Here is a 24527-nt window from a genome sequence, read left to right on the forward strand (position 1 = left end):
CTGACAGACTCGCGCTTGTGGAGCACGTACTGACTCTGGTCATTCGCGTCGAGAAGAACGACCGCCCGCAGCAGACCGACGCTCTGGAGGCCGCGGCCCACGCCGTACTGGCGATCCTCGCCGACGAGCGCTCCACTGGCGCAGGTGAGTGGGCCGACGCCATGGCCGCCTGGCAGGACCACCGCATCCGCAAGGTCGTCCGCCGCGCCCGGGGCGCTGAGTGGCGCCGAGCCGAAGCCCTCCCCGGCATCACCGTCAACCACGGCACCGCCGAGGTCCGCGTCTTCCCACCCGTCCCCCTGGACGACGTCCCCAAAGACCTCGCCAAACTCCAGGTCACCGGCACCGACTTCGACCAACCCGAGCCCCCGGCCGTACCGCACCCCAACACCCCAGTCCTCTGGATCAACCCGGCCCTGCGCATGTCCAGCGGCAAAACCATGGCCCAAGTAGGCCACGGCGCCCACCTGGCCTGGCTGGCCCTCCCAGACCCCGCCCGCAAGGCTTGGGCCGCAGCAGCCTTCCCCCTAGCCGTCCGCACTGCCGGCCGAGCGCACTGGACCCAGCTGCTCCAAACCAGCTTCCCCGTAGTCCAAGACGCCGGCTTCACCGAGATAGACCCCGGCTCCCGCACGGTCATCGCGGAACACCCACAACTCAGGACTTGAGCACCTTGTAGTGGAGGTGGACCACCCGGTCGCCTTCGACGATGCGGGGGTTGTCGAGGAGGGTCTGCGGCCCGGTGTAGTCGCCGAAGAACTTGCGGCCGGTGCCCATGAGGACGGGGGCCAGGTTGTAGGCGATCTCGTCTACCAGGCCGGCCGCCAGGGCCTGGCCGGTGAGGTTCCCGCCGGTGATCGAGACGTCGTGGTCGCCGGCGTGGGCCTTGGCCTGGGCGACTGCTTCTTCGATGCCGTTCACGAAGGTGAAGGGGGCATCGGGGAAGGGCCAGTCGGTGGGGGGCTGGTGGGTGACGACGAAGACGTGGTCGCCCACGGCGGGGACGCCGTTCCAGCCGTTGGTGATGTCGAAGAGGCGGCGGCCGATGATGCAGGAGCGGATGTTGGGCCAGGTCTCGTTGATGTAGTCGGCACTGGCCTGGGTGACGTGGAAGGGGCGGTCGGGGTCGGCGCCGTACGTCTCGACCGTGCCGTTGCCGTACCAGTCGAACAGCGGACCGACCCCGTCCTCGAGGTCTGCGACGAAACCGTCGAGTGACACGACGGCGGATGCGATCACGTTTCCCATGACTAAGCCTTCACAATCGAGTAGGTGAGGTGCTGGGCGGCCGGAGTCGACACGGCCTCGGTCAGTTCGAGTGGGAAGCCCGGTGCGGCTTCAGTGGGGAACAGGCGAGTGCCAGACCCCAGTACGACGGGTGCCACGTGCAACCGCAAGACGTCGGCCAGTCCGGCCGCCAGCACCTCGTGGCAGATCTGCCCGCCGCCCATGACGACCACGTCCTTGTCGCCGGCTGCTGCCGACGCCTCGGCGACTGCTGTTGCCGGGCTGTCGACAAAGCGGAACCGATCGCCCAGCCGCGGGTTCTCAGGTGCCGAGTGCGTGACCACGAAGATCGGCGGGTTCACCTCGCCGGTCGGCTTCGCGCCGTACCCCAGCTCGTCGTTCCAGCCCTGCGGGCCGTCGATGATGTCGAAGAGGTTCCGGCCCTGGATCACCGCGCCGGTGGTGTCGAAGGCGGCGTCCAGTACGGCGGTGTCCGCTGCGGTGCCGTGGAAGACCCAGTCGTGCAGGGCCTCGCCACCGTCACCGAGCCCGTTGTCGAGACCGACGTTGGGTCCGGTGACGTAGCCGTCCAGCGACACGGAGATGTCGACGACGACCTGGCTCATCGGTCAGCCCTCCTTGGCGACCAGCTCGGCGAGGCGGTCCATGGAGTCGTTGATGCCGTCGGCCATGCCGTACTCGACCGACATGTCCCGGCCCTCGACGGACGGGAACACGGACTGCTGGTGCAGCCGCACGCCGGTCTCGGTCGGCTCCAGGGTGAGCTTCTCGATGCACACCTGGTCCGGTGCGCCCTCCCATTCGAAGGTCTGGATGATCAGCCTGTCCTGCTCGACGTTGTGGAAGACGCCGCGGAACGCGTACACGCCGTTCGCGTCGCGGTGCACGTAGCGGTACTTCCCGCCCGGGCGGACGTCGTACTCCTGGATGTCGGCCTCCAGATCGCGCGGGCCGAGCCACTCGCCCAGCAGCTCCTTGCTGGTCATCACCTTGAACAGCTGGGCGGGGGTGGCGTCGAACTCCCGGGTGACCTCGACGAACGGCGTACCGGCGGGGGTGTTGATGGTGGTGGCGTTCATTGCTCCTGCTCCTTCATGGCGTTGAGGACCGCGTCCATCCGGCGGAAGCGGCGTTCGGTTTCCAGCCGGTACTCGTCGATCCAGCTGGTCAGTGCTTCGAGCGTGGCCGGCACCAGGTGGCACGGGCGGCGCTGGCCGTCCCGGGTCCGGGTGATCAGCCCGGCGGCCTCGAGCACCTGGATGTGCCGCGACACCGCCTGGGTGGTGATCGGGAACGGCTCGGCCAGCTCGTTGACGGTGGCCGGACCACGCGACAGTCGCGCGATCATCGCCCGCCGTACCGGGTCGCCGAGTGCGGCGAAGGCCCGATCGAGCTGTCCGTCGTCAACCAGCATCTTTATCAACCATTCCCTTGATCAACCGATGTGTTGAATATAGGGAAAGGCTCCGCCCGTCGTCAAGCCCCCGGAGCTCAGATCGTTTCGAAGGCCGCCATCATCGCCATGTCCTCGTGCTCGAGGTTGTGGCAGTGGATCAGGTACTTGCCCTTGTGGGCGGTGAACTTGACCAGTACCTCGACCACCTCGGCCGGCCGCACGTCCACGGTGTCCTTCCAGCCGGCGTCGTACGGGCCGGGCCCGCGGCCGCGGCGGCTGAGGACCTGGAAGGGTGCGAGGTGGACGTGCACCGGGTGGTGCACGTCGGTGACGAACGACCAGATCTCGTACTGGTCGAGTTTCACCTGGGCCTGCATGTTCACCGGGTCGAAGGCCTTGCCGTTGATCGTCCAGCCGTGGTGACCGCCGGCGTTGCCGCGGCGGAAGCGCCACTGGCGTTTGACGAGGCCCTTGGGCGCCTCGATGGCGGCGTACGTCGAGAGCTTGGCTGGGATGCTGCTGTCGTCAGTCGCGCGGCGGGCGACCTTGAAACGCAGCACCGGCGCGTTGTCGTCGAGCCGATTGACCACAGTGACTTCGTCACCAGGCTTGTACGCCGAGAAGTCCACGATCACGTCGAATCGCTCAGCCGGTGCGATGACCAGCGTCTCGTGCTCGACCGGCGCACCGAGTAGTCCGCCATCGCTGCCGATCTGCACGAACTTCGCCGGACCGCGGTCGAACCCCAGCTCGTACCGGCGTGCGTTGGCCGCGTTCAGGATCCGCAGTCGGTAGCGGACCGCGTCCACCTCGTGCACTGGCCACGGTGCGCCGTTTACCAGCGTCACATCGGCCACAACGCCTTCCATATAAGCCGATTCGACTCCTGGGCGTCCCTTGGCGGCGGGGTAGATGAATGAGCCGTCCTCGGCGAAGGCGCGGTCCGCAATCACCAGTGGGATCTCACGGTCGCCATGCGGCAGCGGGAGGCGGTCCTCTTCCTCATCGCGAATCAGATGCAGGCCGAACAGTCCGCGGTAGACCTGCGGTGCGGTGTAGTCCATCCGGTGGTCGTGGTACCAGAGCGTCGCCGCGCGTTGCGTGTTCGGAAAGGTGTACGTGCGGCTACCGGTCTTCACGTCGCCGCCCTGCATGGTGTGGTGACCGGAGTGGTCGTGGTGCCCACCTGCTGGCATCAGCAGGTCCAGTGGCCAGCCATCACTCGCAGCGGGCGTGTGACCGCCATGGAGGTGCACAGCAGTCGGTACGTCGAGTTCGTTCACCTGCTCGACCACGGTGGTCCGGCCGCTCCGCACATCGAAGGTGGGGCCAGGGAACAGGCCGTCGTACCCGAGCACCTCGGTCTTGAGACCGGGCAGGATCTCCAGGCTGGCCTTGCGCTGTACGACGCGGTACCGGCCCGGCGAGGTGGGCTTCTTGACCGGTGGGATGGGTAGCGGGACGGTGAAGGGCTCGGGGAGTTTCGCCTTGCTGCGCAGGAGTTCGCCGGACTGTGAGGGGGAGGAGTCCAGTCCGCAGCCGGTCAGGGTGGCGGCAGCTCCGGTGGCTGCGAGCAAGGTGCGCCGGGACAGTTTCACTGCTTGACCTCCTGGCGGCTACGGCGTGCGGCCGGACGGAACGACCAGATGGTCATCCAGATGACGACGGCGACGATCGCCGTACCGAGCGGGACGTGGACGGCGAAGTTCTGCAGGTAGCCGAAGGTGAGCTGGACGAACTCCGCCACCACGAGTACGGCGGACCACAGCAGCGGCCACGGGCGTCCACCGCCACCGAGCCAGTAGGCGCCCGCGATCACCACCTGCAGGAACCCGGTCATCCAGACGGTCGAACCGATCGGGCCGTGCGCATCCATCGCGTCGACCTCACCGGCCAGGAAGTAGCCAGCCAGGATCGGCTGTGCTGCGACCAGGGCCGCATGCAGCAGCAGGATGATGCGCAGCGCCCACAGTGACGCCTTGGGACGCCGGATTCGTTGCTGTGGCTGGGCTGTGAGCGTCATGCCGCCACCGCCGTCCGGACGGTCCGGCGACAGACCCAGGCGGCGAAGCAGACCGACGTACCGAGCAGAGCGACGCCCAGCGGAATGTGGATCGCGAGGTGCTTGGCGTAGCCCATCCCGATCTGGATGCTCTCGCCGAACAGGATCAGTGCCGAGATCAGTGCGGCGACGCCACGGCCGCCGAGCCGCCAGTAGACGAGTGCCACCAGCAGCTGCGCGACCCCGATGAAGCTCACTGCCAGGCCGACCGGCTCATGGACCTGCAGCCCGGTCGTCGCGCCGTTCAGGTAGATGCCGATCGCGATCGGCTGCACGCACACCGCCACTGCGTGCAGCACGGCGACACCTCGGAGAACCCCCAGCCAGCTCATGTAGACAGACAATAGTAGTCTGGCTACATGTAGAGCAATCAGGTATTACCCGGACGGAGCTCTCCTGGCTGATCAGGGTGGAGGCGGATTTACGTGAGGTGACCGAGCGGCGCGACGGTGATACCGGCACGTTCGCAGACCCAGTGCGGGTCGGGGCCGAGCTCTGGCTCGATGCGGAGCTCGTGATCGTTCAGGTCGTCGCAGGCGGTGCAGCGCGGCCAGCGGATGCGGGAGTCGACCAGCCGGTCCTGCACGTCCTGGGCGACCAGGCCGGCGATGTGTTCAGCGCCGTCCGGCCATTGGTCGAGCCACCATTGCCGCTCGGCGACCGCATCCTCGACCACGGTCACCATGACGGCGTCGTTGAAGCCCCGCGCGGCCAGGTCGTGCAGGATCATGGCTCGCGCGGTCAGTAATACCCCTGGCTCACTCATCGCCCTTCAGAGTGCCAGACGCCACCGACAAACCCCAGTTAGCTACCACAGGTAGGGCTGGGGTCCAGGCGTTCGGCCAGGCGGAGCTCGCGAGCGGCAACCGATCGGAGTGCAGCGCCGAGGCGGGCGCGGACACCGGCGATGCGGCGCGTGGGCTCCTCGTACGGCTCCTGGGGAGCATTCGGAAGCGCTGACTGCGACAGCGCCCGAGAGTTCTCGACGGCGGTGTTTCCAGCGATGAAGTACGTCATGGTTGCTCCTTCCTCAGAGCGTCTTCGGTGCGGGTCCGCTACTGGAGCGGACGACCAGCTCGGTGGGCATCATGATCTGGTGGTCGGTCGTGCCGGGGTCGAGCAGTACTCGGCCCAGCATCCGGCCCTTGTCCTTGATGGGCTGGTGGATGGTGGTCAGCCCGGCCTGTGCGGCGGCAGGGATGTCGTCGAAGCCGGTGATGGTCAGGTCGCGCCCGGGGACCAGTCCGCGCACCCGTGCCGCCTCCATCGCCCCAAGCGCCTGTACGTCGCTCAGTCCGACGATCGCGGTCGGCCGGTCCTGGGAGTCCAGCACCCAGCCGGCGCCGGCCACTCCGGAGTCGAAAGCGTTGTAGCCACCGGACACCAGCCGGATGCGGGCTTCTGGCATCGCCTTCCGCAGCCCCTCGACTCTGAGTGCGGGGTTGCCGCTCGCGACCTCGTCCGGCTCCAGTTCAGTGAAGCGGCCCGGGGCCTGGGCGTTGTCGAGCAGTACGACGATGTCGCGGTGACCGAGGCGGGTCAGGTGCTCACCCAGTCCGGCAGCCGCTGCCACCTCGTCGATGGCTACCCAGCTGTCCGTGTAGTTGCCGGGGTCCGTGGCTGCTGCCGGGAGACCGCGTGCGGCCAGGATGTCCAGTGCCGGATGACCATGGGGCACGCAGAAGATCGCTGCGGCGTCGATGGCGGCCTGCTTGACCGCAGTGCTGTCGTCCTCGGTGTCCGCCCCGCTCAGCGGCATCAGCAGCAGGCTGGTGCGGAACTCCTCGGCCACCTCGGCCAGTCCGGCCAGGAAGCCGACCGCGAACGGATCCGAGAAGGCGTACGACAGCTTGTCGGTGAACAGCACCCCGATCGCCCCGGCCTTGCCGCTGCGCAGGGCCCGCGCGGATGCGTCCGGTCCGGCGTAGCCGAGCTCGTGGGCGGTCGCCAGGATCCGGTCGCGGAGCGCGGCCGAGAGCTGGTCGGGCTTGTTGTAGGCGTTGGACACCGTCGACGGTGAGACGCCCACGGCCTTGGCCACGGTCTTCAGCGTCACTCCGGCCATCTCGGCACCCACCTTTCTGAATCGTTCTTCTAAATCGATCTAGAAAAACGATACAGAAGGTTCTGCGAGAGTGCAACAAACTTTCCTGGGATGATGGGCCGCATGGCTTCGTTGCTGGAGGTGATCGCCCTGCATCCGGCGGATGCGGAGGCGGCCCAAGAGGGTGGTGCGGACCGGCTGGAGCTGTGCGCGTCGATGGAGGCCGACGGGCTGTCGCCGTCGGTCTCGACGGTCAGTGCGATCCGCCGGGCGACCGATCTGCCGTTGCGGGTGATGCTGCGGCTGTCCGACTCGTTCACCACCAACGGCGCCGAGCTGAACCGGATGACCGCGCAGGCGCAGTCCTACCTGTCCGCCGGTGCGGACGGGTTCGTGCTGGGGTTCCTGACCCCGGACAACGTGGTGGACGTCGAGTCGGTGGCCGCACTCGCCAGCACGTTCGCCGGTACGCCGTGGACGTTCCATCGCGCGATCGACGCCGTACTGGAGCAGGCAGCTGCCTGGCGTGCACTGCGCTCGCTGGCCGGTCTGGACTGTGTGCTGACCGCAGGGTCGTCGCTGGGTGTCGGCCACGGGCTCGACGACCTGTGCAAGTTGGCCAAGGCCGATCCGGCTGTGGCGAGCGTGATGATGGCCGGTGGCGCACTGAAGCCTGAGCATGTGCCGTGGCTGTACCAGTCCGGCGTACGGCGCTTCCATGTCGGCTCGTCGGTCCGCCAGGACGGCTCGTGGACCAAGGCCTACGTGAACTCGCGCTTCGTCCGCTCCTGGCGCAACCTGCTCGACGCACAGGACGCCCGCGGATGATCCTGATCGACCCGCCCGCCTGGCCGGCCTGGGACCGGCTCTGGTCGCACCTGGTCAGCGACGAGTCGCACGAGGAGCTGCACGCCTTCGCCAAGGCGGCCGGGATCCCGGCCCGCGGGTTCGATCGCGACCACTACGACGTACCCAGTGATCGGTACGACGACCTGATCGCGGCCGGCGCCGTACCGGTCTCCAGCCGTGAGCTGGTCAGTCGCATCACCGCCGCTGGGTTGCGGCACCGCAAACGGCCCCCGACCAGGTAGAGATCGGGGGCCGTGCGGTTCAGTCGAGCAGTTCGGTGACTGTGCCTGCGGCGACGGTGTGACCGCCTTCGCGGACTGCGAAGCCGAGGCCGACGTTCATGGCGATCGGCTTCACCAGCTCCACGGCCAGGTCGACCGTGTCACCCGGCATGACCTGTGTGGTCGTACCGAGGTCGATACCGCCGGACACGTCCGTGGTCCGGAAGTAGAACTGCGGCCGGTAGTCCGCGGCGAACGGCGTGTGCCGGCCACCCTCGGCGGTGGACAGTGCGTGCAGTGTGGCCCGGAACGCGCGGTGCGGACGCACCGTGCCCGGCACTGCGACCACCATGCCGCGACGAACCTCGTCCCGCTTCACACCACGCAGCAGGATCGCTGCGTTGTCACCGGCCTGTACGACGTCCAGTGTCTTACCGAACGTCTCCAGACCGATCGCCGTGCTGCTGACGGTCTCACCGAGACCGACCACGTCGACCGCTGCACCGACCTGAAGCGTGCCGCGCTCCACCGCACCGGTGACCACTGTGCCCCGGCCGCTGATCGTGAGCACGCCCTCGACCGGCATCAGGAACGGCTCGGTCAGCTCCCGCTCCGGTGTCGGCACGTAGCTGTCGACCGCGTCCAGCAGCTCGCCGATCGCAGCGGTCCACCGCGGGTCGCCCTCCAGCGCCTTCAGGCCGGAGACGCGCACCACCGGTACGTCGTTGCCCGGGAAGCCGTACTCCGTCAGGAGTTCACGGACCTCCAGCTCGACCAGGTCGAGCAGCTCGGGGTCGTCGGCGGTGTCCGCCTTGTTCAGCGCGACCACCAGGTACGGCACACCGACGCGCTGCGCGAGCAGCACGTGCTCCCGCGTCTGCGGCATCGCACCGTCCTGTGCGGACACGACCAGGATCGCGGCGTCCACCTGGGCGGCACCGGTGATCATGTTCTTCACGTAGTCGGCGTGCCCAGGCATGTCGACGTGCGCGTAGTGGCGGGACGCGGTCTCGTACTCGACGTGGCTGATGTTGATGGTGATACCGCGCGCGACCTCCTCCGGCGCCCGGTCGATCCCGTCGAACGCGACGAACCGGTTGGCGGCCGGGTTCTGCTCGGCGAGCACCTTGGTGATGGCGGCGGTCAGCGTGGTCTTGCCGTGGTCGACGTGACCCATCGTCCCGATGTTGAGGTGCGGCTTGGACCGCACGAACTGGCTCTTGGCCATGAGTTTTCCCCTTGCTGGTCAGAAGATTCCGGGAGTCAGAACCCTCCGGCTGGCCTTCCGGCGCTGTCACCGCGTGGAAGGGGGCCGGTCACTGGCCACCCTCTTCCGCGGGTTCTGTGATCAGCAGGAAGAGGGTCGGCTATCGACTGACGCGGCAGCCCACGTGGGAGCGCCCGTCAGGCCGGTGCCTGACAGGTGCAGCTCGAAAACCACGCGGTACATGCGGATCACGGTAGGAAGTAACGCCGCCTACCGCAATGTAATTCCCAGCAGGTCAGTTCAGGGCGAACAGGCGCGTGCCGTCGGAGAAGACCGGCCGGGCACCGGCCACTGTGGTCACCGGCTTGTTGCAGGTGACCTCTTCGGAGCGGGCGACCGATGCGGCCGTCGGTCCGGGCAGGATCGGCCGGGGCTGGATGCCGGCGGTGCCGATCATTACCGGTGAGCAACTGCCGTTCGGCTGCGGCATCAGCGTGATCACTCGCCCGTCCGGCAGCAGTGCGAAGCCGTCGCGCGGGTACTCGGGCTGCTGCAGCTTCGGTGGCACCTGCAGCAGGTGATGCCACTGCGGAGTGCCGTCGGCCGGGTTCGCCGCCGAGACGTCGTACGTCTGCGGCTGTGCTGGGTCCGTTGCGTTCCGGCAGGTGATCAGGACGAGCGATGCGTGGGTCGCGGCGAGCTGTGCGTCGCAGGACGCCGGTCCGAGCCGGGGCCGCGGCGTACCCGGCACAGGTGTGGTCCAGCTGATCCGGCCCTCGCCGACGTCGACCGACCACTGGTAGAGCGTTCCGCCCGCAGCGGCGGTCCAGATCAGGCCGGAGACCTCACGGGTGTCCGGTACGGCGACCAGGTCGCCGACCCAGGTGTCCGGGTCCAGCTCGGAGCTCAGGTCGAACCGCTGCCCCAGGTCGACCTCCCAGAGCTGGTCACCGGTCTTGAGGTCCAGACCGCGGACGACTGCGCCGTTTCCGGCACACGCGTCGACCACGATCGCCTGGTCGTTCATCAACTCGCCCTGCGTCACGTTGCAGCGCAGCTGCGTCCGCCAGTGCGTCGGGTTGCTCACGCCATGCGCGGCGACGTAGTTGCCTTCGGAGATCAACAGCTGGTCCTGGTTGACCGCCAGCGCCCGGCCGTCGGTATGAACCTCGGTCAGCACCTCACCGGTCACTGCGTTCAGTACAGCGTACGTCGGCAGGTCGATTCCGGTCGGTGCGCGGTTTCCGGCGTACGGGAGGTTGGCGGCGACGATGCGGCCGTCACCGGAGACCAGTAGGCCCTTCGAACCGCTGGAGGCGGCGTCGTCGACATCTGCTCGCGCATACCGCCAGCGGATCTGACCGGAGTTCGCGTCGGACATGACCACGCCGTCCGGTCGCAGCTCGGCCACTCCGCCCGCCGTACCGGCGATGGCACCGGCTGCCGGTACTTCGCGGGTCCAGGCGAGCGTGCCGTCGAACTGGACCGGCAGCTGAGTCGGTTCGGCAGTAGTCGTCGTACTGACGGTGTTGGCCGTCTCCAGCCGCGCCTGCACGAACGGCTCACCGGCCGACACCACGATCCATGCCAGCAGGGCTCCACAGACAGCAGTGGCGGCGACACCCAGCCACTGCGGCGGAGACTGCGAGTACGGCGGTGCGCGGCGGAGCCGGCGTGCCAGCGCCAGCAGGCCGCCGGAGAGAATGAGTGTGATCGACGCGAGCATCAGATACGGCCAGCGCTCGGACATCGCGGCACCGGGTTGTGCAGCCGGCCAACGCCACCAGCAGATCCCGACCGAGATCACACCGACCACTGCGAACACCGCTGCCGGAATAGCCAGTAGCCGCTGCTGTGAGCGCCGGAACCAAGCACAGCCCAGTGCTGCGGCCGCTGCGGTTCCGGCGATCGGAGTCCAGACCGGGAAGCCGGTGATGTCAGCAGGGTCGGCCGGCCACTTCGACGCGGCACCGAGGCCGCGGCCGAGCAGGACCGACGCGGCCACGACCGCACCGAGCGCAGCGCCGAAGTACACGATCGGGATCAGCCCGCCGATCGGCCGGGCAGCCTTAGGGCCCCAGGAGTCGAGCTCCCGGTCGAGATTGGCGCGGGCGGCGCGCTCCCAGGCGTCGTGGCCGGCCGCAGTCGCATACAGGTCGGTCTCGGCCAGCCCCTGCAGGAACGACATCCGGCCGCGGGCGAAGTCGCGGTCGTCGATATGCGCGTACTCCTGCCGGATGCCGGCCGCGTATTCGTCGTACCGCTCCGCGGGCATGCTCAGGATGCGCAGGTCGGCGTCGCAGAGCACTGCGCCGTTCGCGTCGTCGGGGGCACAGTCGTGCTTGGCGGTCAGCCGGACCAGCCGGCCGACCTCTTCGACCTTCTCAGGCTCGACGCCGTACGCGGCGAGCTCGAGCTCGGCCAGCTGGGCCGAGACCTCTTCGTTCTCGCCCGGGTCGGCCTGTGGGTCGTAGATCGCGTCGTGGAACCAGGCGGCCAGCCGGACGGTGTCCGCATCGTCGGCGGCGTCGGCGAGCTCGTCCACCGTGCGCAGAACCTCGGTCAGATGCCGCTGGTCGTGATAGTGCCGATGTTGCTCTGCGTAACGAGCCAGCAGATCGTCGCCCAACGGCTGCGCGTGCGGCAGCAGGCGATTCCACTGGTCGCGCAGGTCCATGCCGAGGAGTCTCGCACCACCGAGGAGCCCGGACCGACCGATCTCGGGCTCCCGGAGACGGTCGTGGCCAAAGCGATACCGGCTCGTCACCTCACCGCTTCGAAGGGTGCTGAGAGCACCGAATTGCACTGTTGGCATTGCGTTGTGGATCACACTGAGTTAGCGCAGGGCGATGACAGCGTTGTCCCCGGTCACCAGGACCTGATCACCGACCGCGAAGGCGTCGCGACTGCAGGTGATTCCGAGGGGTAACCGGACCTGCCGGAATCCGGCCCGCTCGATGATGTTGGCCCAGCACGCCTCGGCATCCCGGCTCAGCGAGATCACCCGGCCGTCCGGAGTGACCGTGACCTTGGCTCGCGGGTCCACTCGTGCAGTGACCTGCCAGGCGGTTCGGCCGGTGCCGGTGTCGACCGCCGTGACGACGGTGTGCCGGTTCTCGCTCGTGCTCGGTCCGGGGCAGTCGACGACGATCAGGTAGCGGCCGGCGGGGTTCAGCAGCGTCCGGCAGGACCAGGTCTGTGGCACCGGCCAGCGCCACTTGATCTCGCCGGTCCGGGGCTCGATCGCCGTCAGAGCCTGCGGTACGTCGGAGTCCCCGCCGGGCTCGGCCACCACGACCAGTCCGCCCGCGACGACCGGACGCCGGTAGGTGTCGGTCGCAGCCTTGGTCCACAGCTTCTTCCCGGACTTGAGGTCCAGTCCGACCATTGCGTCGGGCTGGTCGCCGCAGTTGCCCAGGAACGCGACCACGGTGTCCATGGATGCGGCTGCGTCGAGATCGGAGCAGTCGCCCGGCTCGAAGGACCACCTCTCGTGGCCGTTCGGATTGAGACCGTGCAACTTGTCGGAACCGTGGAGCGCGCGCTCACCGGTCAGCAGTGGCTGTGCCTGCTGGATGAGGTGGTCGCGCGTCCGGCCCGGCCAGGCAGCCTTGCGCTGACCGGTGTTGGCGTCGAGCAGCAGATAGCCCACATCGGGGAACTCCGCGAGCACGTACTCGCCATCACCGGTCGCCGCGATGGTCGGCCGCTCGTCGGAGTCGGAACGGCTGTAGCGCCAGCGCAGATCACCGGTGGCGGCATCGAGCATGTCGACCACGCCGTTCGGGCGGGGGATGGCGATGCCGTACTGAGTGCTGATGGCCTCTTCCGCACCCGTGCCGAGCGACGCCTTGCTCACCCAGGCGATCGTGCCGTTCAGAGCGGACGGCGTGGCCAGGCCGGCTGGGCGGGGTGATCGCTCGACTCGTTCATTCGTGCTCAGGACGTAGTTGCGGGCCAGCGGCTGGACGATCAGCAGCAGAGTCAGTGCAACAACCCCCGGTACGGCGAGCCAGGCCAACTGCTGACCGAGGTTCCGGCTGGGGAGGAAGCGTGCGGTCTTGGTGCGTAGCAAGGAGCCTGCGAGTGCAGCACCACCCGACAGCAGCAGGAGTAGCAGTGCGGCGATCAGCAACGGCACTCGGAGACCGACGCCAACCGCTGGGTTGGTCCGCGGGGCCTGTGCCCAGGCGATCAGCAGTCCGGTGACCGCAGTCGCCAGTACGGCGCCCGCGATCAGACAGGCTCGTTGACTCGAACTTCGCGCGCAGCGGAACAGCACTGGTGCGCTGATGAACGCCAGTACCGCCAAGGCGACCGGCGGCCAGCCAGGTGCGCCGGGCGCGGTTGGGATCTGCCAGGAGGCGCCAGTGGCAGCAATAGCGACAACGGTGGATCCGATGGCGCAGAACGTTGCAGTCGCAGTCAGGGCGGCCTGCTGCCAACCACGCCAAGGAGCAGGGAGCTCACTGTCGAGTCCGGCCAGCTCGGTCTCCAGGTTGACCCGAGCGACCGGGCTGAGGCGTTGTCTGGCCAGCTGGGTCCGGTAGAGGTGACCATCGAGCAGCTCGCGGATGTCGTCGTACCGCTGCTCCAGCGCGCTCCGGCGTTCCCCCGCATCCCGGCGTACCTCGGCCACATGCACGGCGTACCGGACCGGGTCGGCGGACAGGATGGCGTTGACCGCATCAAGCAGTACGTCGCCGTTCGCATCGCGCCGGGGTGGTGCGTACGAGTCGGTGGGTGGCGCGGCCAGCTCGCCGGTCAGTCGAACCAGGCGGGCGACTTCAGCGACCCGGATCGGCGCTACGCCGTACTGCGGGAGGAGGCGCTCCGCCAGTCGCGCTGACGCCTCGGCATCCTCGGCTGCAGTGCCACCGGGCTCGTGGACCGCGCGATGGAACCAGGCCGCGAGCCGGACCGACGCAGGGTCGGTCGACAGCTGGATGAACGACTCCAGCGCGGTCAGCACGATGTCGAGGTACTGGTCGCGATAGGCACGCCTGGTGCGCTCGACGTACCGAGTGATCAGCTCGTCGGCGAGTTCGCCAGGACCGGGCACCAGGCCGTCCCAGCGCGCGCGTAGCTCGACCACCGGGCCAGTCTGCCAGTCGCTGCTACTGGTCGGCCGACAGCACTCCGGACAGCAGGCCTGGGTAGAGCGCGTCGAGGTCCTCGCGGCGCAGGCTGCTGATCCGCCGGGTGCCCTCGGTGTGGGTGGTCAGCACACCGGCCTCGCGCAGGGTGCGCAGGTGGTGGGCGCGGGTGGACGGCGTGACCGGCAGCTCGATCTCGCCGCAGGCGATGCCCTCCGGGGTGTCCGCGAGTGCGCGGACGATCTGCAGCCGCACCGGCTCGCCGAGGGCCTGCAGAACCGCCTCGACACGGATCTCCGCCCGGTCCGGCTGGGGGAGTTGCTTCCTGGTCATACCGCCATAGTACGACGTCTGTCGAAGTTCGATGAGTTTCGTAGTACGATCTTCATCGAACTACTGGAACCTCCCCGGGAAGGACCTCATGTCCGCACGGATCTACCTGCTCGGTGCTGGTGCGTTCGCGGTCGGCACGAGCGCGTATGTCGTGTCCGGCGTGCTGCCCGATGTCAGCTCCGAACTCCACGTCTCGCTGACCGCCGCCGGTCAGCTCGCTACCGCGTTCTCCCTCGCGTATGCCATCGGTGCGCCGATCCTGGCCACGCTGACCGGCCGATGGGAGCGCCGCACGCTTCTGATCGCCGCACTCGTTCTGGCCGCGCTGGGCAACCTGATCGCCGCCGTGGCGACCAACTACCCGGTGCTGATGGTCGGGCGGGTGGTGGCTGCGCTCGGCGCCGCTGCCTACACGCCGGCGGCCACTCTGTTCGCTACTGGACTGCTGTCACCTGAGGAACGCGGCAGAGCAGTTGCGGTTGTCTTCGGCGGTCTGACGTTCGCTCTGGTGCTGGGTGTGCCGGCCGGCAGTCTGCTCGGCCCGACCCTTGGTTACAAGGGCGTGTTCGCGCTGATCGCGGCCGTTGGAGTGTTGGTTGCTCTGGTTGAGCGGACCGCGTTGCCGAAGGTTCCTGCGCCACCTGTGGTCGCGCTGCGCGAACGGTTCGCCGGGCTGGCCGACCGTCGCGTTCAGATCGTCCTGGCGATGTCGGTGCTTGGCGTGCTCGGCGCCTTCAGCGTCTACATCTACATCGTGCCGCTGCTGAAAGAGACGGCCGGTCTGACCGGCAATGTCACCGGCATACTCCTGCTCGTCTACGGCGTCGGCGCGGTGGTCGGCAACCTGCTCGGCGGCCGCGCCACCGACCGCTTCGGCAGTATCCGCACCCTCATCGTGCTGCTGATCGGCATCATCCTGGCCGTCAGCACACTGGACCTGACAGCTCGCAGCGTCGTCGGTGCGGCCATCGCACTGTTCGTCTGGGGCATGTTCACCTGGGCCTTCAACCCGCCCATCCAGAACCTGCTGCTGGAGCTGGGCGGTGGACTCCTGATCGCGCTCAACGCGTCAGCGATCTACCTCGGCGCCGGTCTGTCCGCAGTGGTCGGCGGTCTGGTGATCCAGGTGGCCGGACTGCGCTACCTGCCCCCGCTGGCCGCCGTACTGTCCCTGATCGTGCTCGCGCTGACTCTGACCCTCCGACGCGACCCAGCGCTCGAAGACATCGAAGAGCTGGAGCATGTCGAAGAGGACGCAGTGGTCGTGTCGCCCTCCCGCTAGTGCAGGCTAGCGGCCATGCGATTGCTGGCCGCGCTGATGCTGCTGACCACCACGATGACCGGAGCGGCTGACCCCGCTCCGGTTGTTGCCGGGTGGAAGAACTCACCCGTGTACGTCGATCCCACGCAGCGCTCGCTGGTCCCGGACCGGGACGCGGACGAACTGAGGTCGCGGATCGAGGGGCGCGTCCCGGCCATCCGGATCGCCGTGGTGCCGGCGGCAGTGCTCAACAACGGCAGTGGCGACAACGGCGCCGCAGCCAAGGCCTATGTGGACGCACTGGTCGACAAGCAGGCTACGGACGGCATCTACCTGGTCGTCTTCGGCGGTGCGCTGATCTGGGGGAGTGCAGTCGGGGTCGACACCCCGATAGCGAGCATCCTGACCGAGGAGCTGGCCAGACACAGCCGGTCCGATCCGGTCGGCACGCTCAACGGAGTGCTCGACCAACTCGACGTACCGAAGGCGTCTGCTGGTCCGCCCGGCTGGATCTGGTTGGCCGGCGCCATAGTGGTGCTGCTCGCCGGACTGGGCCTGGTCCGCCGGTGGTGGAAGTCGCGGCCGGCCAAGGACTCGGGGCCGGCGCTGTACCGGCCGTCGTACGAGGTGCTGCCGGACGAGGCGGACACTCTGGCCGAGCGGCAGGCATTGGCACGTGAGGACGTCACCCGGTTCGGTGAGGAACTGGATGCGGCGGACGTGCGTCTGGATGGCGTGGATACCACGGCCGATGTGCAAGCAGCACTGGATGCGTACGCCGATGCCGGACGGGTCGTCAACGGTGATCTGGACGATGACGAGCTGCTCGATGTGCGCGCCCGCGTCGAGTACGGACGCTGGCGGCTGGCCTGTGCGCAGGCAGCGGTCGCAGGTACGCCCGCACCGCCGCGCCGGGCACGCTGCTTCTTCGATCCGGCACACGGCGTTTCGGTGACCGACTGGATGTTCACACCGGGCGGCGGCCAGCCGCGGGAGATCCCGGTCTGCAAGGCCTGCCAGGCCCGGCTCGCGAGGAGCGGACGATGAAGCGTCTATTAGCAGTACTAGCTCTGGTTGTACTCCCGGTGCTGCCGGCCCAGGCTGCGACCACACCGGACGCCTACCTGAACGAGGTGGCCGCACACCTCGGTGACACCGGAGTGTGGGTCGATCCCGGCGTGCGTGAGCTGAGCTCGAGTGAGGTCGCGGAACTGAACGCGGCGGCCAAGAACGCGGCAGCGCCGATCCGGATCGCGGTCATCCCCGCAGAGAAGCTCAAAACCGGCAGCAAGTACTCCTCCTCGCTCGCCTGGGAAGGCGAGGAGATCGCCGATCAGCTGTACGACCGGGTCGGCGTCGAAGGCGTCTACGCAGTACTGGTCGATGCCAGCTCGCAGAGCAGAGGCCGCGGCTTCCATGCGGTGCAACGCGCCGACCATGGCCCGACGTACCACGTGGGGGACGCGGTGGACGAAGCTGTCGACTGCTGTGCGCCGAACTACGAGCGCATGCTGGAGCGCTTCATCCAGCGCGCACAGGTAGTCGACAAACCCTGGTACGTCGACGTGGCGCCCTGGGCAGGTGGAATTGCCGGAGTCTTCGGCCTGTGGTGGGGCACGGTGACGCTGGGAGCGCACCGGGCGCGACGGCGTGACGAGAAGGCGCACCTGGCAATCACGCGGCCGATGCTGAACGAAGAGATCATCGAGCTGTCACAGCAGGTGGCTGCGCTACCTGCGACGAACGACCCGCAGCAGGCGAAGCTGTCCAAGGACGTGCTCGACGCGGTCGAGAAGGCGCGGCACCGGTTGGATGCGGCCAAGACTGACCCCGACGTCGAGGCAGTGACGACCCTGCTCGGTTCGGCACGCTACGGGCTTGTGTGCATCGACGCGGTCCGTGCTGGGAAGCCGATCCCGGAGCCGACGCCGCCGTGCTTCTTCGATCCGCGCCACGGGCCCAGTGCGGCCGAGGTGGAGTGGCAGCCCGAAGGAGGTGCCGTGCGCACCGTCAACGTCTGCGCGGCGTGCAAGCAGCGTGACGAAGCCGGTGAGCAGCCGCAGATCCGGATGATCACCCTGCGGCGGGCCCCCATGCCGTACTGGTCGTTCGGTGAGGAGATGGCTGCCTACATCGACGGCTACTGGTCGCAGGGCGCGGGACCGACCTGGTGGTTCCCCGACCAGGAAGCACGGCGAGCCGGCCAGGAGATGCGCTCGCGGTGGGGCTCCCGTCGCGCAGGTGCCCGGTTCGGACGCCTCACCTCCAGCATCGGTTCGGGGGTCGACAGTTGGTCGTCCAGCAGGTCGTCGTACAGCAGCGACAACGACAACGACGACGATGGTGGCGGCTGGTCGAGTGGGTCGCGTCGCCGGTCCTACTCGTCGCGCACCCGGTCCAGCGGTGGCGGCTCGTCGCGGCGGTCGTCGCGTCGCTCAGGTGGGTCCCGCGGCTTCTGAGACAGCCAAGGCGATGGTCAGGTCCAGAACGGTTTGCGGGTCGTCCAGGCGCGGTCCGTAGAGCTGACGGAGCTGGGCCATGCGGTAGCGGACCGTCTGTGGGTGGATGTGCAGGGCCGCGGCGACATCGTCGCGGCGGCCCAGATGCAGCAGCCATTCGCGAAGGGTCTCGGTGAGGCGGTCCGCGGTGGCTGGGCGCAGGTCCTCGAGGGGGGCCAGTACCTGGCGCCGGAGATCGGCCAGAGCCGTCGGATCCGAGGTAACGACCAGCGTGGCCAGATGGCTGTCGGTGTCGACGGCTGCATCGGCGTCCGCGGTGAGTCCGAGTCTGCGGGCGTGCAGCGCGCGCAAGTACGACGTACGGACGGACGTCCATGGTTGGGCGGGACCGACGGTGGCTTGGCGGCCGCGGAGATTGCGCAGCAGAGTGGTTCGGGCGGACCCGTCCGCATCGGGGATCAGCAGCACACCGACCTCAGCCGGGTCCTCCTCGTGCAGGGGACCATCGCCGAGATCGGCCAGGTCGTCGTCCGGGTGCAGGGTTCGCGGATCCAGGGCGCCGAGGACACCGCGCAGATGTGCGCTCGGCAGGATCACGGCGGTCAGTGTCCGGGGCGGATCCCAGTCGGCTTGCTCAGCCCTGCCGATCAGGTGCTCGCGGGTATCACCGTGCAGGAGGCTGCGACTCAGCGCCTGCAGATAGCGCTCCCGGACCCGGCCGGTGGTGGCCAGTTCGTCGGTGTGGCCGGAGACGCTCGCCGCGGAGAGTTCGTCGATGTAGGCGAAGACGAGCTCGGCGAACTTGGCCACGGTGTCGGCGGGCAGGCCGGCCTCGACCGCCGTACGGGAGAGCTCTCGCCAGGACACCCGGGCGCCGACGCGGTAGGCGGCGAGCAGGGCGTCCATGGTCCGGCCGCTGCGTGCCTCGCCGCGACCCAGTGCGTAGGCGCCTTCGAGCATGGGCGCGAGCGGCGTACCGGGGCCGCCGCTGCTGGCCAGCCGGAGGAAGCCGCCGAGGGCAAACTGGACCGCGCCCTCGATCTTGGCTCCCATCGGGCCGGCCAGCGCGTTGGTGTAGCCGGGGACCTCGACAATGATCGCGGTCACCGTCTGGCCCGCGATCTCCGGCAGGCGTGCGCGGAGGAGCTCGATGGCCGCTTCACCGAGGTCCAGTTCGGCGGCTCCGCGGGCCGTCCGGCTAGTGTGCCGTGTCGAGTCAGTGCCGGGCAAACTGTTCCCTCCGAACAAAGTCAGGTTTCAGATTCACCGTCTACGGTCATGAAACTACACCGTGGGTCGAGGATGCTGGAACGCATGACGACCTTTGCCTCTGACCCGCGCGCGCGGACGACGTTCCGCGGCCGGCTGCGGGATCGGGCCTGGCAGGTTGCGGCGGCGGCCACCCACCCGCGTGACCCCGCTGACTACCTCGACATGTTCCGACCGCTCCGGGCCGGCGCCGACCTGCGTGCCCGAGTGGTCGAGGTCCGCCCGGAGAACTGCAACGCAGTGACCGTCGTGCTGCGACCCGGCAACGCCTGGCGCGGCCACCGGCCGGGCCAGTACGTCCGGATCGGCCTCGAGGTCGACGGCGTCCGGCTGTGGCGCTCGTACTCACTGACCTCCGCGCCGGGTGACGGGCTGATCACCATCACCGCGAAGGCTGTGCCGGACGGTGTGGTCAGCGCGCACCTCGCGCAGGACCTGCGGCCGGGCCAGCTCGTGCACCTCGACCAGGCGGTCGGCGACTTCGTACTGCCGGACCCGGCACCGGCCAAGATCCTGTTCGTCACCGGTGGTAGCGGCATCACCCCGGTGATGGGGATGCTGCGGGCCGGCCTCGGCCGGTTCGAGGATGCGGTTCTGGTGCACTCCGAGGCCAACGCCGACGCGGTGCTCTTCGGCGACGAACTGCGCGACTACGCCGCGGCCGGGCACCTGCGGTTGGTAGAGCAGCACACCGACACCCAGGGGAGGCTCGACGTCGCCGCGCTCGCGGACGTCGTACCGGACCTTGCGGAGCGCGAGACCTGGGCCTGTGGACCGGCGGGGCTGCTTGATGCGCTGGAAGAGCAGTGGTCGGGCGTGCTGCACACCGAGCGGTTCCGGACCCCGCTGGTCGAGCCCGGCGAGGGCGGCAGCGTCACCTTCTCCGCGACCGGTACGACGGTCGAGCTCGACGGTGCGACGCCGATCCTCGACGCAGGCGAGCAGAACGGCGTACTGATGCCGTCCGGTTGCCGGATGGGCATCTGCTTCTCCTGCGTGCTCCCGCTGCGCTCCGGCGCGGTGCGCGACCTCCGGACCGGAGAGGTCACCACCGCCGCACCTGGTGACGGCGTACTCGTCCAGACCTGTATCTCGGCCGCGGCCGGCGCCTGCGACATCGACTGTTGAGAAAGAGACTCATATGACTGTTCTGCAGAAGAAGGCCGCCAACCCGATCGGCCACCTGTCTCCCGAGGACATCGAGGAGATCGGCCGCCGCCTGGACGAGATCCGGGCCGAGGTGATCGCCACCCGCGGCGCCCGCGACGCGGCGTACATCCGCAAGGTGATCAGCGTGCAGCGCAAGCTGGAGCTGGGCAGCCGCGCGGTGCTGCTGCTCTCGATCTTCCCGCCGGCCTGGCTGATCGGTACGGCGGGCCTGTCGGTGGCCAAGATCCTGGAGAACATGGAGATCGGCCACAACATCCTGCACGGCCAGTGGGACTGGATGCGGGACCCGAAGATCCACTCGACCACCTACGAGTGGGACCACGCCTCGCCGGCCGAGCAGTGGAAGCACGCGCACAACGACCTGCACCACACGTTCACGAACGTGGTCGGCAAGGACAACGACCTCGGCTACGGCATCATGCGGGTCGACGAGGACCAGCGCTGGTACCCGCTCTACCTGGCGCAGCCGTTCTGGAACTTCGTCAACGCCATGTTCTTCGAGTACGGCATCGCGGCCTACGACCTGGAGCTCGGCCGGAACCTGGCCACCAAGGAACGCCGCCAGGACCCTGCCTTCAAGGCGCGTGCCAAGCAGGTGCTGAAGAAGATCCGCGGCCAGATGACCAAGGACTACGTCGTGCACCCGCTGCTGTCCGGGCCGTCGGTCCTGCACACGCTGGCCGCCAACGCGGTCGCCAACGTGGTGCGCAACGTGTGGTCCCACTCGGTGATCATGTGCGGGCACTTCCCCGAGGGTGTCGAGACGTTCGAGAAGAAGTCGATCGACGGAGAGACCCGCGGTGAGTGGTACCTGCGGCAGATGCTCGGCTCGGCCAACATCAGCGGCGGCCGCGCGATGCACATCATGTCCGGCAACCTGTCGTACCAGATCGAGCACCACCTGTTCCCGGACCTGCCCAGCAACCGGTACCAGGAGATCGCACCCAAGGTGCGGGCGATCTTCGACGAGTACAACCTGCGCTACACCACCGGGCCGCTGCCGATGCAGGTCGCGTCGGCGTGGGCGAAGGTGTTCCGGCTGTCGCTGCCGAACGACTTCGCGGCTAAGTTGCGGCTAGGACGTCCGGTAGGTCCTGGTCGTGCAGGATTGCCAGCGACGTGACCGCTCGGGTCAGGCAGACGTAGAGCCGACGGAGGCCGGTGCGCTCATCGGCCTCACCGGCCACGATGCCGGCCGGCTCCACCAGAACCACGTGGTCGAACTCGAGACCCTTCGCCAGTGACGCCGGTACGACGTCCAGGTGCGACTCGGCGTCGTCCTCATCACCCAGTACGGCGAACGTGAGCCCCTGCTCCTGGAGCGCCTTCCGAGCGGCCGGGACGAGCGCATCGGGGACGATCATGCCGATCGAGCCCAGTCTGCTCGACACCTCGTTCACTGTGGTCACAGCGGCCGCCAGACTGTCGCTGACCCGGGTGATGGTGAGCTCACCGCGCGCACGCCGTACGGCGGTGGGCGGTGTCAGGTGGGGAGCGATGATCGGGAGCAGGCGAGCGGCGTACTCGATCACTTGGCCCGGGACACGGAAGCCGGCAGTCAGCTCCTCGGTGTGGGCACCGGACTTACCCAGGTGCTTCAGGGCCTCGTCCCAGGACGGAGTAGCCCACGGAGTGGTCCCCTGGGCGATGTCACCGAGCACTGTCATCGATCCGGTCGAGCACCTGCGGCCGACAGCACGCAGCTGCATGGCGGACAGGTCCTGTGCCTCGTCCAGCACCACATGGCCGAGTGATGGCGTCCGGTCGACCAGGTCGGCGATCTCGTCGATCAGAGTGGCATCAGCAACCGACCACTTGGCCGCACCGGCAGATCGCGGCGCCTTCGCCCAGATCAGCATCGCCTGCTCTTCCTCAGTCAGGATGCCCTCGGCGTGCTGTGCCAGCAGGTCCGGCTCAGTGAAGAGGCGGAACAACAGCTTGGCCGGGTCAACCGCCGGCCACAGGGCTTCGGCGTACTGCTTGACGGGGCGGCTGCGTGCCACGGCGTCCTGGACGCGGTCGTCCGGAGAGTCACCGGCCGCCTCCATCCGCAGCAGTACGGCGTGCGCCAGTCGCTGCGGCAACATCGCCCGACCAGCGCCGTACCGGACACCGCGCGTTCGGAGCTCAGTCACCAGCTCCTCGGCTTGGTAGGCCGCCACCCGCCATCGGTGTGAACCACGCGGCACGACCAGTGCGTCCTCGGGCGTCCGCACCTGGGACCACACCGCCCGGTGCAACACCTCCGCCATCCGGGCGTCGCCCTTGAGTACGTCGAGTGCCGCCGGACCGGGCCCACCCACCTTGACGTGGGCGACCAGCTCCTCGACGGTGGTCTGCTTGGCCTCGATCTCGCCCAGCGCGGGCAGCACGTCGCCGATGTAGCGCAGGAAGCTCGCGTTCGGGCCGACCACGAGCACTCCGGCCCGGCTGAGCTGGTCCCGGTAGGCATAGAGCAGGTACGCCGCTCGGTGCAGACCGACGGCGGTCTTCCCGGTACCGGGCGCACCCTGCACGCAGATCGTGTCCTCGACGCCGGCGCGGACAATCACGTCCTGCTCGGGCTGGATGGTCGCCACGATGTCGCGCATCGGGCCGGACCGGGGGCGCTCGATTTCAGCGTCCAGAATGTCGCTGTGCTCCTCGACGGGAGCAGCTGAGGTCAGGTCCTCGTCCTCGAAGGCAGTCATCTCGCCGTGCGTGAAGCCGAACCGGCGTCGCGCGCCGACTCCCATCGGCTCGGTCCGGCTGGCCCGGTAGAAGGGCACTGAGATGTCGGCGCGCCAGTCGATCACCATCGGCTCGCCCATGGCGTCGTTCACGTGCCGGCGGCCGATGTGGAAGGTCTCCGGCGCGGGGTCGACGTAGTCGAGCCGGCCGAAGAAGAGCGGGACCTCCGGGTCGTCCTCCAGCTCCTTCATCCGTTGCCAGATCGCAGCCTTCAGGTACTCCTCGCTCACCCGGTCCGCACTATGGATCTCCAGTGCGCCGGTTTTCTCCCGCATCTGGGCCAGTGCGGCCCGGGAGGTCTTCAGATAGTCCTTCTCGGCCTGGAGGGTGTCGTCGGACGTGTCTGCGGGCATGAGTGACCTCCAGCAGGGGGTGGGGAGCCCGGCTACGTTACTTGAGCACCTGCCGGATCGGTACCGAATTACGCGTCCTCGGCAGGTCTGCCTGCAGCCGCCCTCGCCTGAGCAGTAGTGGCAAGCAACCGGCGAGGAGGACCAGAGCGACCAGTCCGTCCAGCCAGTAGTGGTTGGCGGTCATCACGACCACCGCGAACGTGATGATCGGGTGAGCGAGCCAGAGCCAGCGCCAGCGGGACCGGGTGATCAGAATCATCGACAGGGCGATCAGGGCCGCCCAGCCGACGTGCAGACTCGGCATGGCGGCGAACTGGTTCACCACGCTGCCGGCCCGATCCGCGCCGTACACGGACTGGTCGTAGGCAAGACCGGTGTCGACGAAGCCCGGCATCATCCGCGGCGGTGCGAGCGGGAACGCGATGTGACCGATCAGTGCGAGTCCGGTGAGCGCAGCGATGGTCCACCGCACGTTCGAGTACGCCTTGGGTCGCCAGATGCTCAGCCAGAGCAGTACGGCCGCTGTGAGTGGCGCGTGCACGGAGGCGTAGTACAGGTTCGCCGACTGGATCAGGTGTGGGAAGTTGAGTGCCGCCTGCTGGATCGCCGCCTCGTTGGGCAGGTGTAGCCAGTTCTGAAACGACAGCACCTCGCGGGCGTGGTCGAAGGCCGGGCCGGTGTGTTTGGCCGCGACCTGCCGCCCGGCGCTGTAGACCCCGAACAGCGTCGCGAGCAGCACCGCCTCCCGTATGACTCGCCAGACTGTCGTCCGACGCTGTTCCCCAAGTACCCCCACGCCCTCCAGCGCTTGCGTCCCCATACCTTTCGA

Annotated in this window: 25 protein-coding genes; 8 read left to right on the plus strand and 17 right to left on the minus strand. The window is 68.3% G+C overall.

Annotated features, from left to right (window positions below; genetic code table 11):
- Positions 1 to 17 precede the first annotated feature (17 nt).
- Positions 18 to 668: a peptidyl-tRNA hydrolase gene (locus ACFCV3_RS17670; protein ID WP_376031049.1), complete on the plus strand. Its 651-nt coding sequence runs from the start codon at positions 18 to 20 to the stop codon at positions 666 to 668.
- On the opposite strand, the gene ACFCV3_RS17675 is transcribed toward ACFCV3_RS17670, so the two are convergent.
- The 10 genes from ACFCV3_RS17675 to ACFCV3_RS17720 form a co-directional block, all read right to left on the minus strand.
- Positions 658 to 1248 (minus strand): dihydrofolate reductase family protein, encoded by a 591-nt coding sequence (locus ACFCV3_RS17675; RefSeq protein WP_376031050.1) that lies wholly within the window; start codon positions 1246 to 1248, stop codon positions 658 to 660. The two genes, ACFCV3_RS17670 and ACFCV3_RS17675, sit on opposite strands and share 11 nt — an antisense overlap.
- 2 nt (positions 1249 to 1250) lie before the next feature.
- Positions 1251 to 1853, minus strand: a complete 603-nt coding sequence (locus ACFCV3_RS17680) for a dihydrofolate reductase family protein (RefSeq protein ID WP_376031051.1) — start codon at positions 1851 to 1853, stop codon at positions 1251 to 1253.
- A gap of 3 nt (positions 1854 to 1856) precedes the next feature.
- A complete protein-coding gene (locus ACFCV3_RS17685) occupies positions 1857 to 2327 on the minus strand; it encodes an SRPBCC domain-containing protein (protein WP_376031052.1) in 471 nt (156 codons plus the stop codon).
- The gene (locus ACFCV3_RS17690; protein ID WP_376031053.1) at positions 2324 to 2662 is read right to left on the minus strand and encodes an ArsR/SmtB family transcription factor; all 339 of its coding nucleotides are present in this window, start codon (positions 2660 to 2662) and stop codon (positions 2324 to 2326) included. The genes ACFCV3_RS17685 and ACFCV3_RS17690 overlap by 4 nt, the downstream gene beginning before the upstream one ends.
- Before the next feature lie 77 nt (positions 2663 to 2739).
- A complete protein-coding gene (locus ACFCV3_RS17695) occupies positions 2740 to 4242 on the minus strand; it encodes a multicopper oxidase family protein (protein ID WP_376031054.1) in 1503 nt (500 codons plus the stop codon).
- A complete protein-coding gene (locus ACFCV3_RS17700; protein ID WP_376031055.1) occupies positions 4239 to 4667 on the minus strand; it encodes a hypothetical protein in 429 nt (142 codons plus the stop codon). Before ACFCV3_RS17700 ends, ACFCV3_RS17695 begins: the two co-directional genes overlap by 4 nt.
- Positions 4664 to 5038, minus strand: a complete 375-nt coding sequence (locus tag ACFCV3_RS17705; RefSeq protein WP_376031056.1) for a hypothetical protein — start codon at positions 5036 to 5038, stop codon at positions 4664 to 4666. Before ACFCV3_RS17705 ends, ACFCV3_RS17700 begins: the two co-directional genes overlap by 4 nt.
- An 89-nt stretch (positions 5039 to 5127) precedes the next feature.
- The gene (locus ACFCV3_RS17710; RefSeq protein ID WP_376031057.1) at positions 5128 to 5472 is read right to left on the minus strand and encodes a hypothetical protein; all 345 of its coding nucleotides are present in this window, start codon (positions 5470 to 5472) and stop codon (positions 5128 to 5130) included.
- Positions 5473 to 5510: 38 nt separating this feature from the next.
- A complete protein-coding gene (locus ACFCV3_RS17715) occupies positions 5511 to 5723 on the minus strand; it encodes a hypothetical protein (protein WP_376031058.1) in 213 nt (70 codons plus the stop codon).
- A 13-nt stretch (positions 5724 to 5736) separates the two neighbouring features.
- On the minus strand, positions 5737 to 6783 hold the full coding sequence (locus ACFCV3_RS17720; protein WP_376031059.1) for a LacI family DNA-binding transcriptional regulator: 1047 nt from the start codon (positions 6781 to 6783) through the stop codon (positions 5737 to 5739).
- Between the two features lie 90 nt (positions 6784 to 6873).
- On the opposite strand from ACFCV3_RS17720, the gene ACFCV3_RS17725 reads away from it, so the two are divergent.
- On the plus strand, positions 6874 to 7578 hold the full coding sequence (locus ACFCV3_RS17725) for a copper homeostasis protein CutC (protein WP_376031060.1): 705 nt from the start codon (positions 6874 to 6876) through the stop codon (positions 7576 to 7578).
- Complete coding sequence (locus ACFCV3_RS17730) at positions 7575 to 7841, plus strand: DUF4031 domain-containing protein (RefSeq protein WP_376031061.1); 267 nt, start codon at positions 7575 to 7577, stop codon at positions 7839 to 7841. Before ACFCV3_RS17725 ends, ACFCV3_RS17730 begins: the two co-directional genes overlap by 4 nt.
- A gap of 19 nt (positions 7842 to 7860) precedes the next feature.
- On the opposite strand, the gene tuf is transcribed toward ACFCV3_RS17730, so the two are convergent.
- The 4 genes from tuf to ACFCV3_RS17750 all read right to left on the minus strand — a co-directional run bounded on the left by tuf (position 7861) and on the right by ACFCV3_RS17750 (position 14456).
- A complete protein-coding gene (tuf, locus tag ACFCV3_RS17735) occupies positions 7861 to 9048 on the minus strand; it encodes an elongation factor Tu (protein WP_376031062.1) in 1188 nt (395 codons plus the stop codon).
- Between the two features lie 274 nt (positions 9049 to 9322).
- Positions 9323 to 11704 carry a PQQ-binding-like beta-propeller repeat protein gene (locus ACFCV3_RS17740; RefSeq protein ID WP_376031063.1) on the minus strand — a complete coding sequence of 794 codons (2382 nt, stop codon included), beginning with the start codon at positions 11702 to 11704 and terminating at the stop codon, positions 9323 to 9325.
- Between the two features lie 159 nt (positions 11705 to 11863).
- Positions 11864 to 14122, minus strand: a complete 2259-nt coding sequence (locus tag ACFCV3_RS17745; protein ID WP_376031064.1) for a PQQ-binding-like beta-propeller repeat protein — start codon at positions 14120 to 14122, stop codon at positions 11864 to 11866.
- Positions 14123 to 14144: 22 nt separating this feature from the next.
- Positions 14145 to 14456, minus strand: a complete 312-nt coding sequence (locus tag ACFCV3_RS17750) for an ArsR/SmtB family transcription factor (RefSeq protein WP_376031065.1) — start codon at positions 14454 to 14456, stop codon at positions 14145 to 14147.
- An 88-nt stretch (positions 14457 to 14544) separates the two neighbouring features.
- On the opposite strand from ACFCV3_RS17750, the gene ACFCV3_RS17755 reads away from it, so the two are divergent.
- The 3 genes from ACFCV3_RS17755 to ACFCV3_RS17765 are packed head-to-tail and all read left to right on the plus strand — an operon-like array spanning position 14545 to position 18176.
- The gene (locus tag ACFCV3_RS17755; RefSeq protein ID WP_376031066.1) at positions 14545 to 15738 is read left to right on the plus strand and encodes an MFS transporter; all 1194 of its coding nucleotides are present in this window, start codon (positions 14545 to 14547) and stop codon (positions 15736 to 15738) included.
- 15 nt (positions 15739 to 15753) lie between these two features.
- Positions 15754 to 16764 carry a hypothetical protein gene (locus tag ACFCV3_RS17760; protein WP_376031067.1) on the plus strand — a complete coding sequence of 337 codons (1011 nt, stop codon included), beginning with the start codon at positions 15754 to 15756 and terminating at the stop codon, positions 16762 to 16764.
- On the plus strand, positions 16761 to 18176 hold the full coding sequence (locus tag ACFCV3_RS17765; RefSeq protein WP_376031068.1) for a hypothetical protein: 1416 nt from the start codon (positions 16761 to 16763) through the stop codon (positions 18174 to 18176). Before ACFCV3_RS17760 ends, ACFCV3_RS17765 begins: the two co-directional genes overlap by 4 nt.
- Here ACFCV3_RS17765 and ACFCV3_RS17770 read toward each other — a convergent pair.
- Positions 18153 to 19406 (minus strand): PucR family transcriptional regulator, encoded by a 1254-nt coding sequence (locus tag ACFCV3_RS17770; protein WP_376031069.1) that lies wholly within the window; start codon positions 19404 to 19406, stop codon positions 18153 to 18155. The two genes, ACFCV3_RS17765 and ACFCV3_RS17770, sit on opposite strands and share 24 nt — an antisense overlap.
- 84 nt (positions 19407 to 19490) lie before the next feature.
- On the opposite strand from ACFCV3_RS17770, the gene ACFCV3_RS17775 reads away from it, so the two are divergent.
- Both ACFCV3_RS17775 and ACFCV3_RS17780 read left to right on the plus strand, forming a co-directional pair.
- Complete coding sequence (locus tag ACFCV3_RS17775; RefSeq protein WP_376031070.1) at positions 19491 to 20573, plus strand: ferredoxin reductase; 1083 nt, start codon at positions 19491 to 19493, stop codon at positions 20571 to 20573.
- Positions 20574 to 20586: 13 nt separating this feature from the next.
- On the plus strand, positions 20587 to 21738 hold the full coding sequence (locus ACFCV3_RS17780) for a fatty acid desaturase family protein (RefSeq protein ID WP_376031071.1): 1152 nt from the start codon (positions 20587 to 20589) through the stop codon (positions 21736 to 21738).
- On the opposite strand, the gene ACFCV3_RS17785 is transcribed toward ACFCV3_RS17780, so the two are convergent.
- Positions 21680 to 23698 carry a HelD family protein gene (locus ACFCV3_RS17785; RefSeq protein ID WP_376031072.1) on the minus strand — a complete coding sequence of 673 codons (2019 nt, stop codon included), beginning with the start codon at positions 23696 to 23698 and terminating at the stop codon, positions 21680 to 21682. The genes ACFCV3_RS17780 and ACFCV3_RS17785 overlap by 59 nt on opposite strands.
- Before the next feature lie 37 nt (positions 23699 to 23735).
- Positions 23736 to 24518 (minus strand): phosphatase PAP2 family protein, encoded by a 783-nt coding sequence (locus ACFCV3_RS17790; protein ID WP_376031073.1) that lies wholly within the window; start codon positions 24516 to 24518, stop codon positions 23736 to 23738.
- Between the last annotated feature and the right edge of the window lie 9 nt (positions 24519 to 24527).

It is taken from the genome of Kribbella sp. NPDC056345 (genome assembly GCF_042262745.1).
Classification (GTDB): Bacteria; Actinomycetota; Actinomycetes; order Propionibacteriales; family Kribbellaceae; genus Kribbella.

What these genes read in the sequence shown, in the direction of transcription:
- ACFCV3_RS17675 (WP_376031050.1), bottom strand. Translation starts at nt 1,248, where the DNA reads ATGGGAAACGTGATCGCATCCGCCGTCGTGTCACTCGACGGTTTCGTC.
- ACFCV3_RS17680 (WP_376031051.1), bottom strand. Translation starts at nt 1,853, where the DNA reads ATGAGCCAGGTCGTCGTCGACATCTCCGTGTCGCTGGACGGCTACGTC.
- ACFCV3_RS17685 (WP_376031052.1), bottom strand. Translation starts at nt 2,327, where the DNA reads ATGAACGCCACCACCATCAACACCCCCGCCGGTACGCCGTTCGTCGAG.
- ACFCV3_RS17690 (WP_376031053.1), bottom strand. Translation starts at nt 2,662, where the DNA reads ATGCTGGTTGACGACGGACAGCTCGATCGGGCCTTCGCCGCACTCGGC.
- ACFCV3_RS17700 (WP_376031055.1), bottom strand. Translation starts at nt 4,667, where the DNA reads ATGACGCTCACAGCCCAGCCACAGCAACGAATCCGGCGTCCCAAGGCG.
- ACFCV3_RS17705 (WP_376031056.1), bottom strand. Translation starts at nt 5,038, where the DNA reads ATGAGCTGGCTGGGGGTTCTCCGAGGTGTCGCCGTGCTGCACGCAGTG.
- ACFCV3_RS17710 (WP_376031057.1), bottom strand. Translation starts at nt 5,472, where the DNA reads ATGAGTGAGCCAGGGGTATTACTGACCGCGCGAGCCATGATCCTGCAC.
- ACFCV3_RS17715 (WP_376031058.1), bottom strand. Translation starts at nt 5,723, where the DNA reads ATGACGTACTTCATCGCTGGAAACACCGCCGTCGAGAACTCTCGGGCG.
- ACFCV3_RS17725 (WP_376031060.1), top strand. Translation starts at nt 6,874, where the DNA reads ATGGCTTCGTTGCTGGAGGTGATCGCCCTGCATCCGGCGGATGCGGAG.
- ACFCV3_RS17730 (WP_376031061.1), top strand. Translation starts at nt 7,575, where the DNA reads ATGATCCTGATCGACCCGCCCGCCTGGCCGGCCTGGGACCGGCTCTGG.
- tuf (WP_376031062.1), bottom strand. Translation starts at nt 9,048, where the DNA reads ATGGCCAAGAGCCAGTTCGTGCGGTCCAAGCCGCACCTCAACATCGGG.
- ACFCV3_RS17740 (WP_376031063.1), bottom strand. Translation starts at nt 11,704, where the DNA reads ATGGACCTGCGCGACCAGTGGAATCGCCTGCTGCCGCACGCGCAGCCG.
- ACFCV3_RS17750 (WP_376031065.1), bottom strand. Translation starts at nt 14,456, where the DNA reads ATGACCAGGAAGCAACTCCCCCAGCCGGACCGGGCGGAGATCCGTGTC.
- ACFCV3_RS17755 (WP_376031066.1), top strand. Translation starts at nt 14,545, where the DNA reads ATGTCCGCACGGATCTACCTGCTCGGTGCTGGTGCGTTCGCGGTCGGC.
- ACFCV3_RS17760 (WP_376031067.1), top strand. Translation starts at nt 15,754, where the DNA reads ATGCGATTGCTGGCCGCGCTGATGCTGCTGACCACCACGATGACCGGA.
- ACFCV3_RS17765 (WP_376031068.1), top strand. Translation starts at nt 16,761, where the DNA reads ATGAAGCGTCTATTAGCAGTACTAGCTCTGGTTGTACTCCCGGTGCTG.
- ACFCV3_RS17775 (WP_376031070.1), top strand. Translation starts at nt 19,491, where the DNA reads ATGACGACCTTTGCCTCTGACCCGCGCGCGCGGACGACGTTCCGCGGC.
- ACFCV3_RS17780 (WP_376031071.1), top strand. Translation starts at nt 20,587, where the DNA reads ATGACTGTTCTGCAGAAGAAGGCCGCCAACCCGATCGGCCACCTGTCT.
- ACFCV3_RS17785 (WP_376031072.1), bottom strand. Translation starts at nt 23,698, where the DNA reads ATGCCCGCAGACACGTCCGACGACACCCTCCAGGCCGAGAAGGACTAT.
- ACFCV3_RS17790 (WP_376031073.1), bottom strand. Translation starts at nt 24,518, where the DNA reads ATGGGGACGCAAGCGCTGGAGGGCGTGGGGGTACTTGGGGAACAGCGT.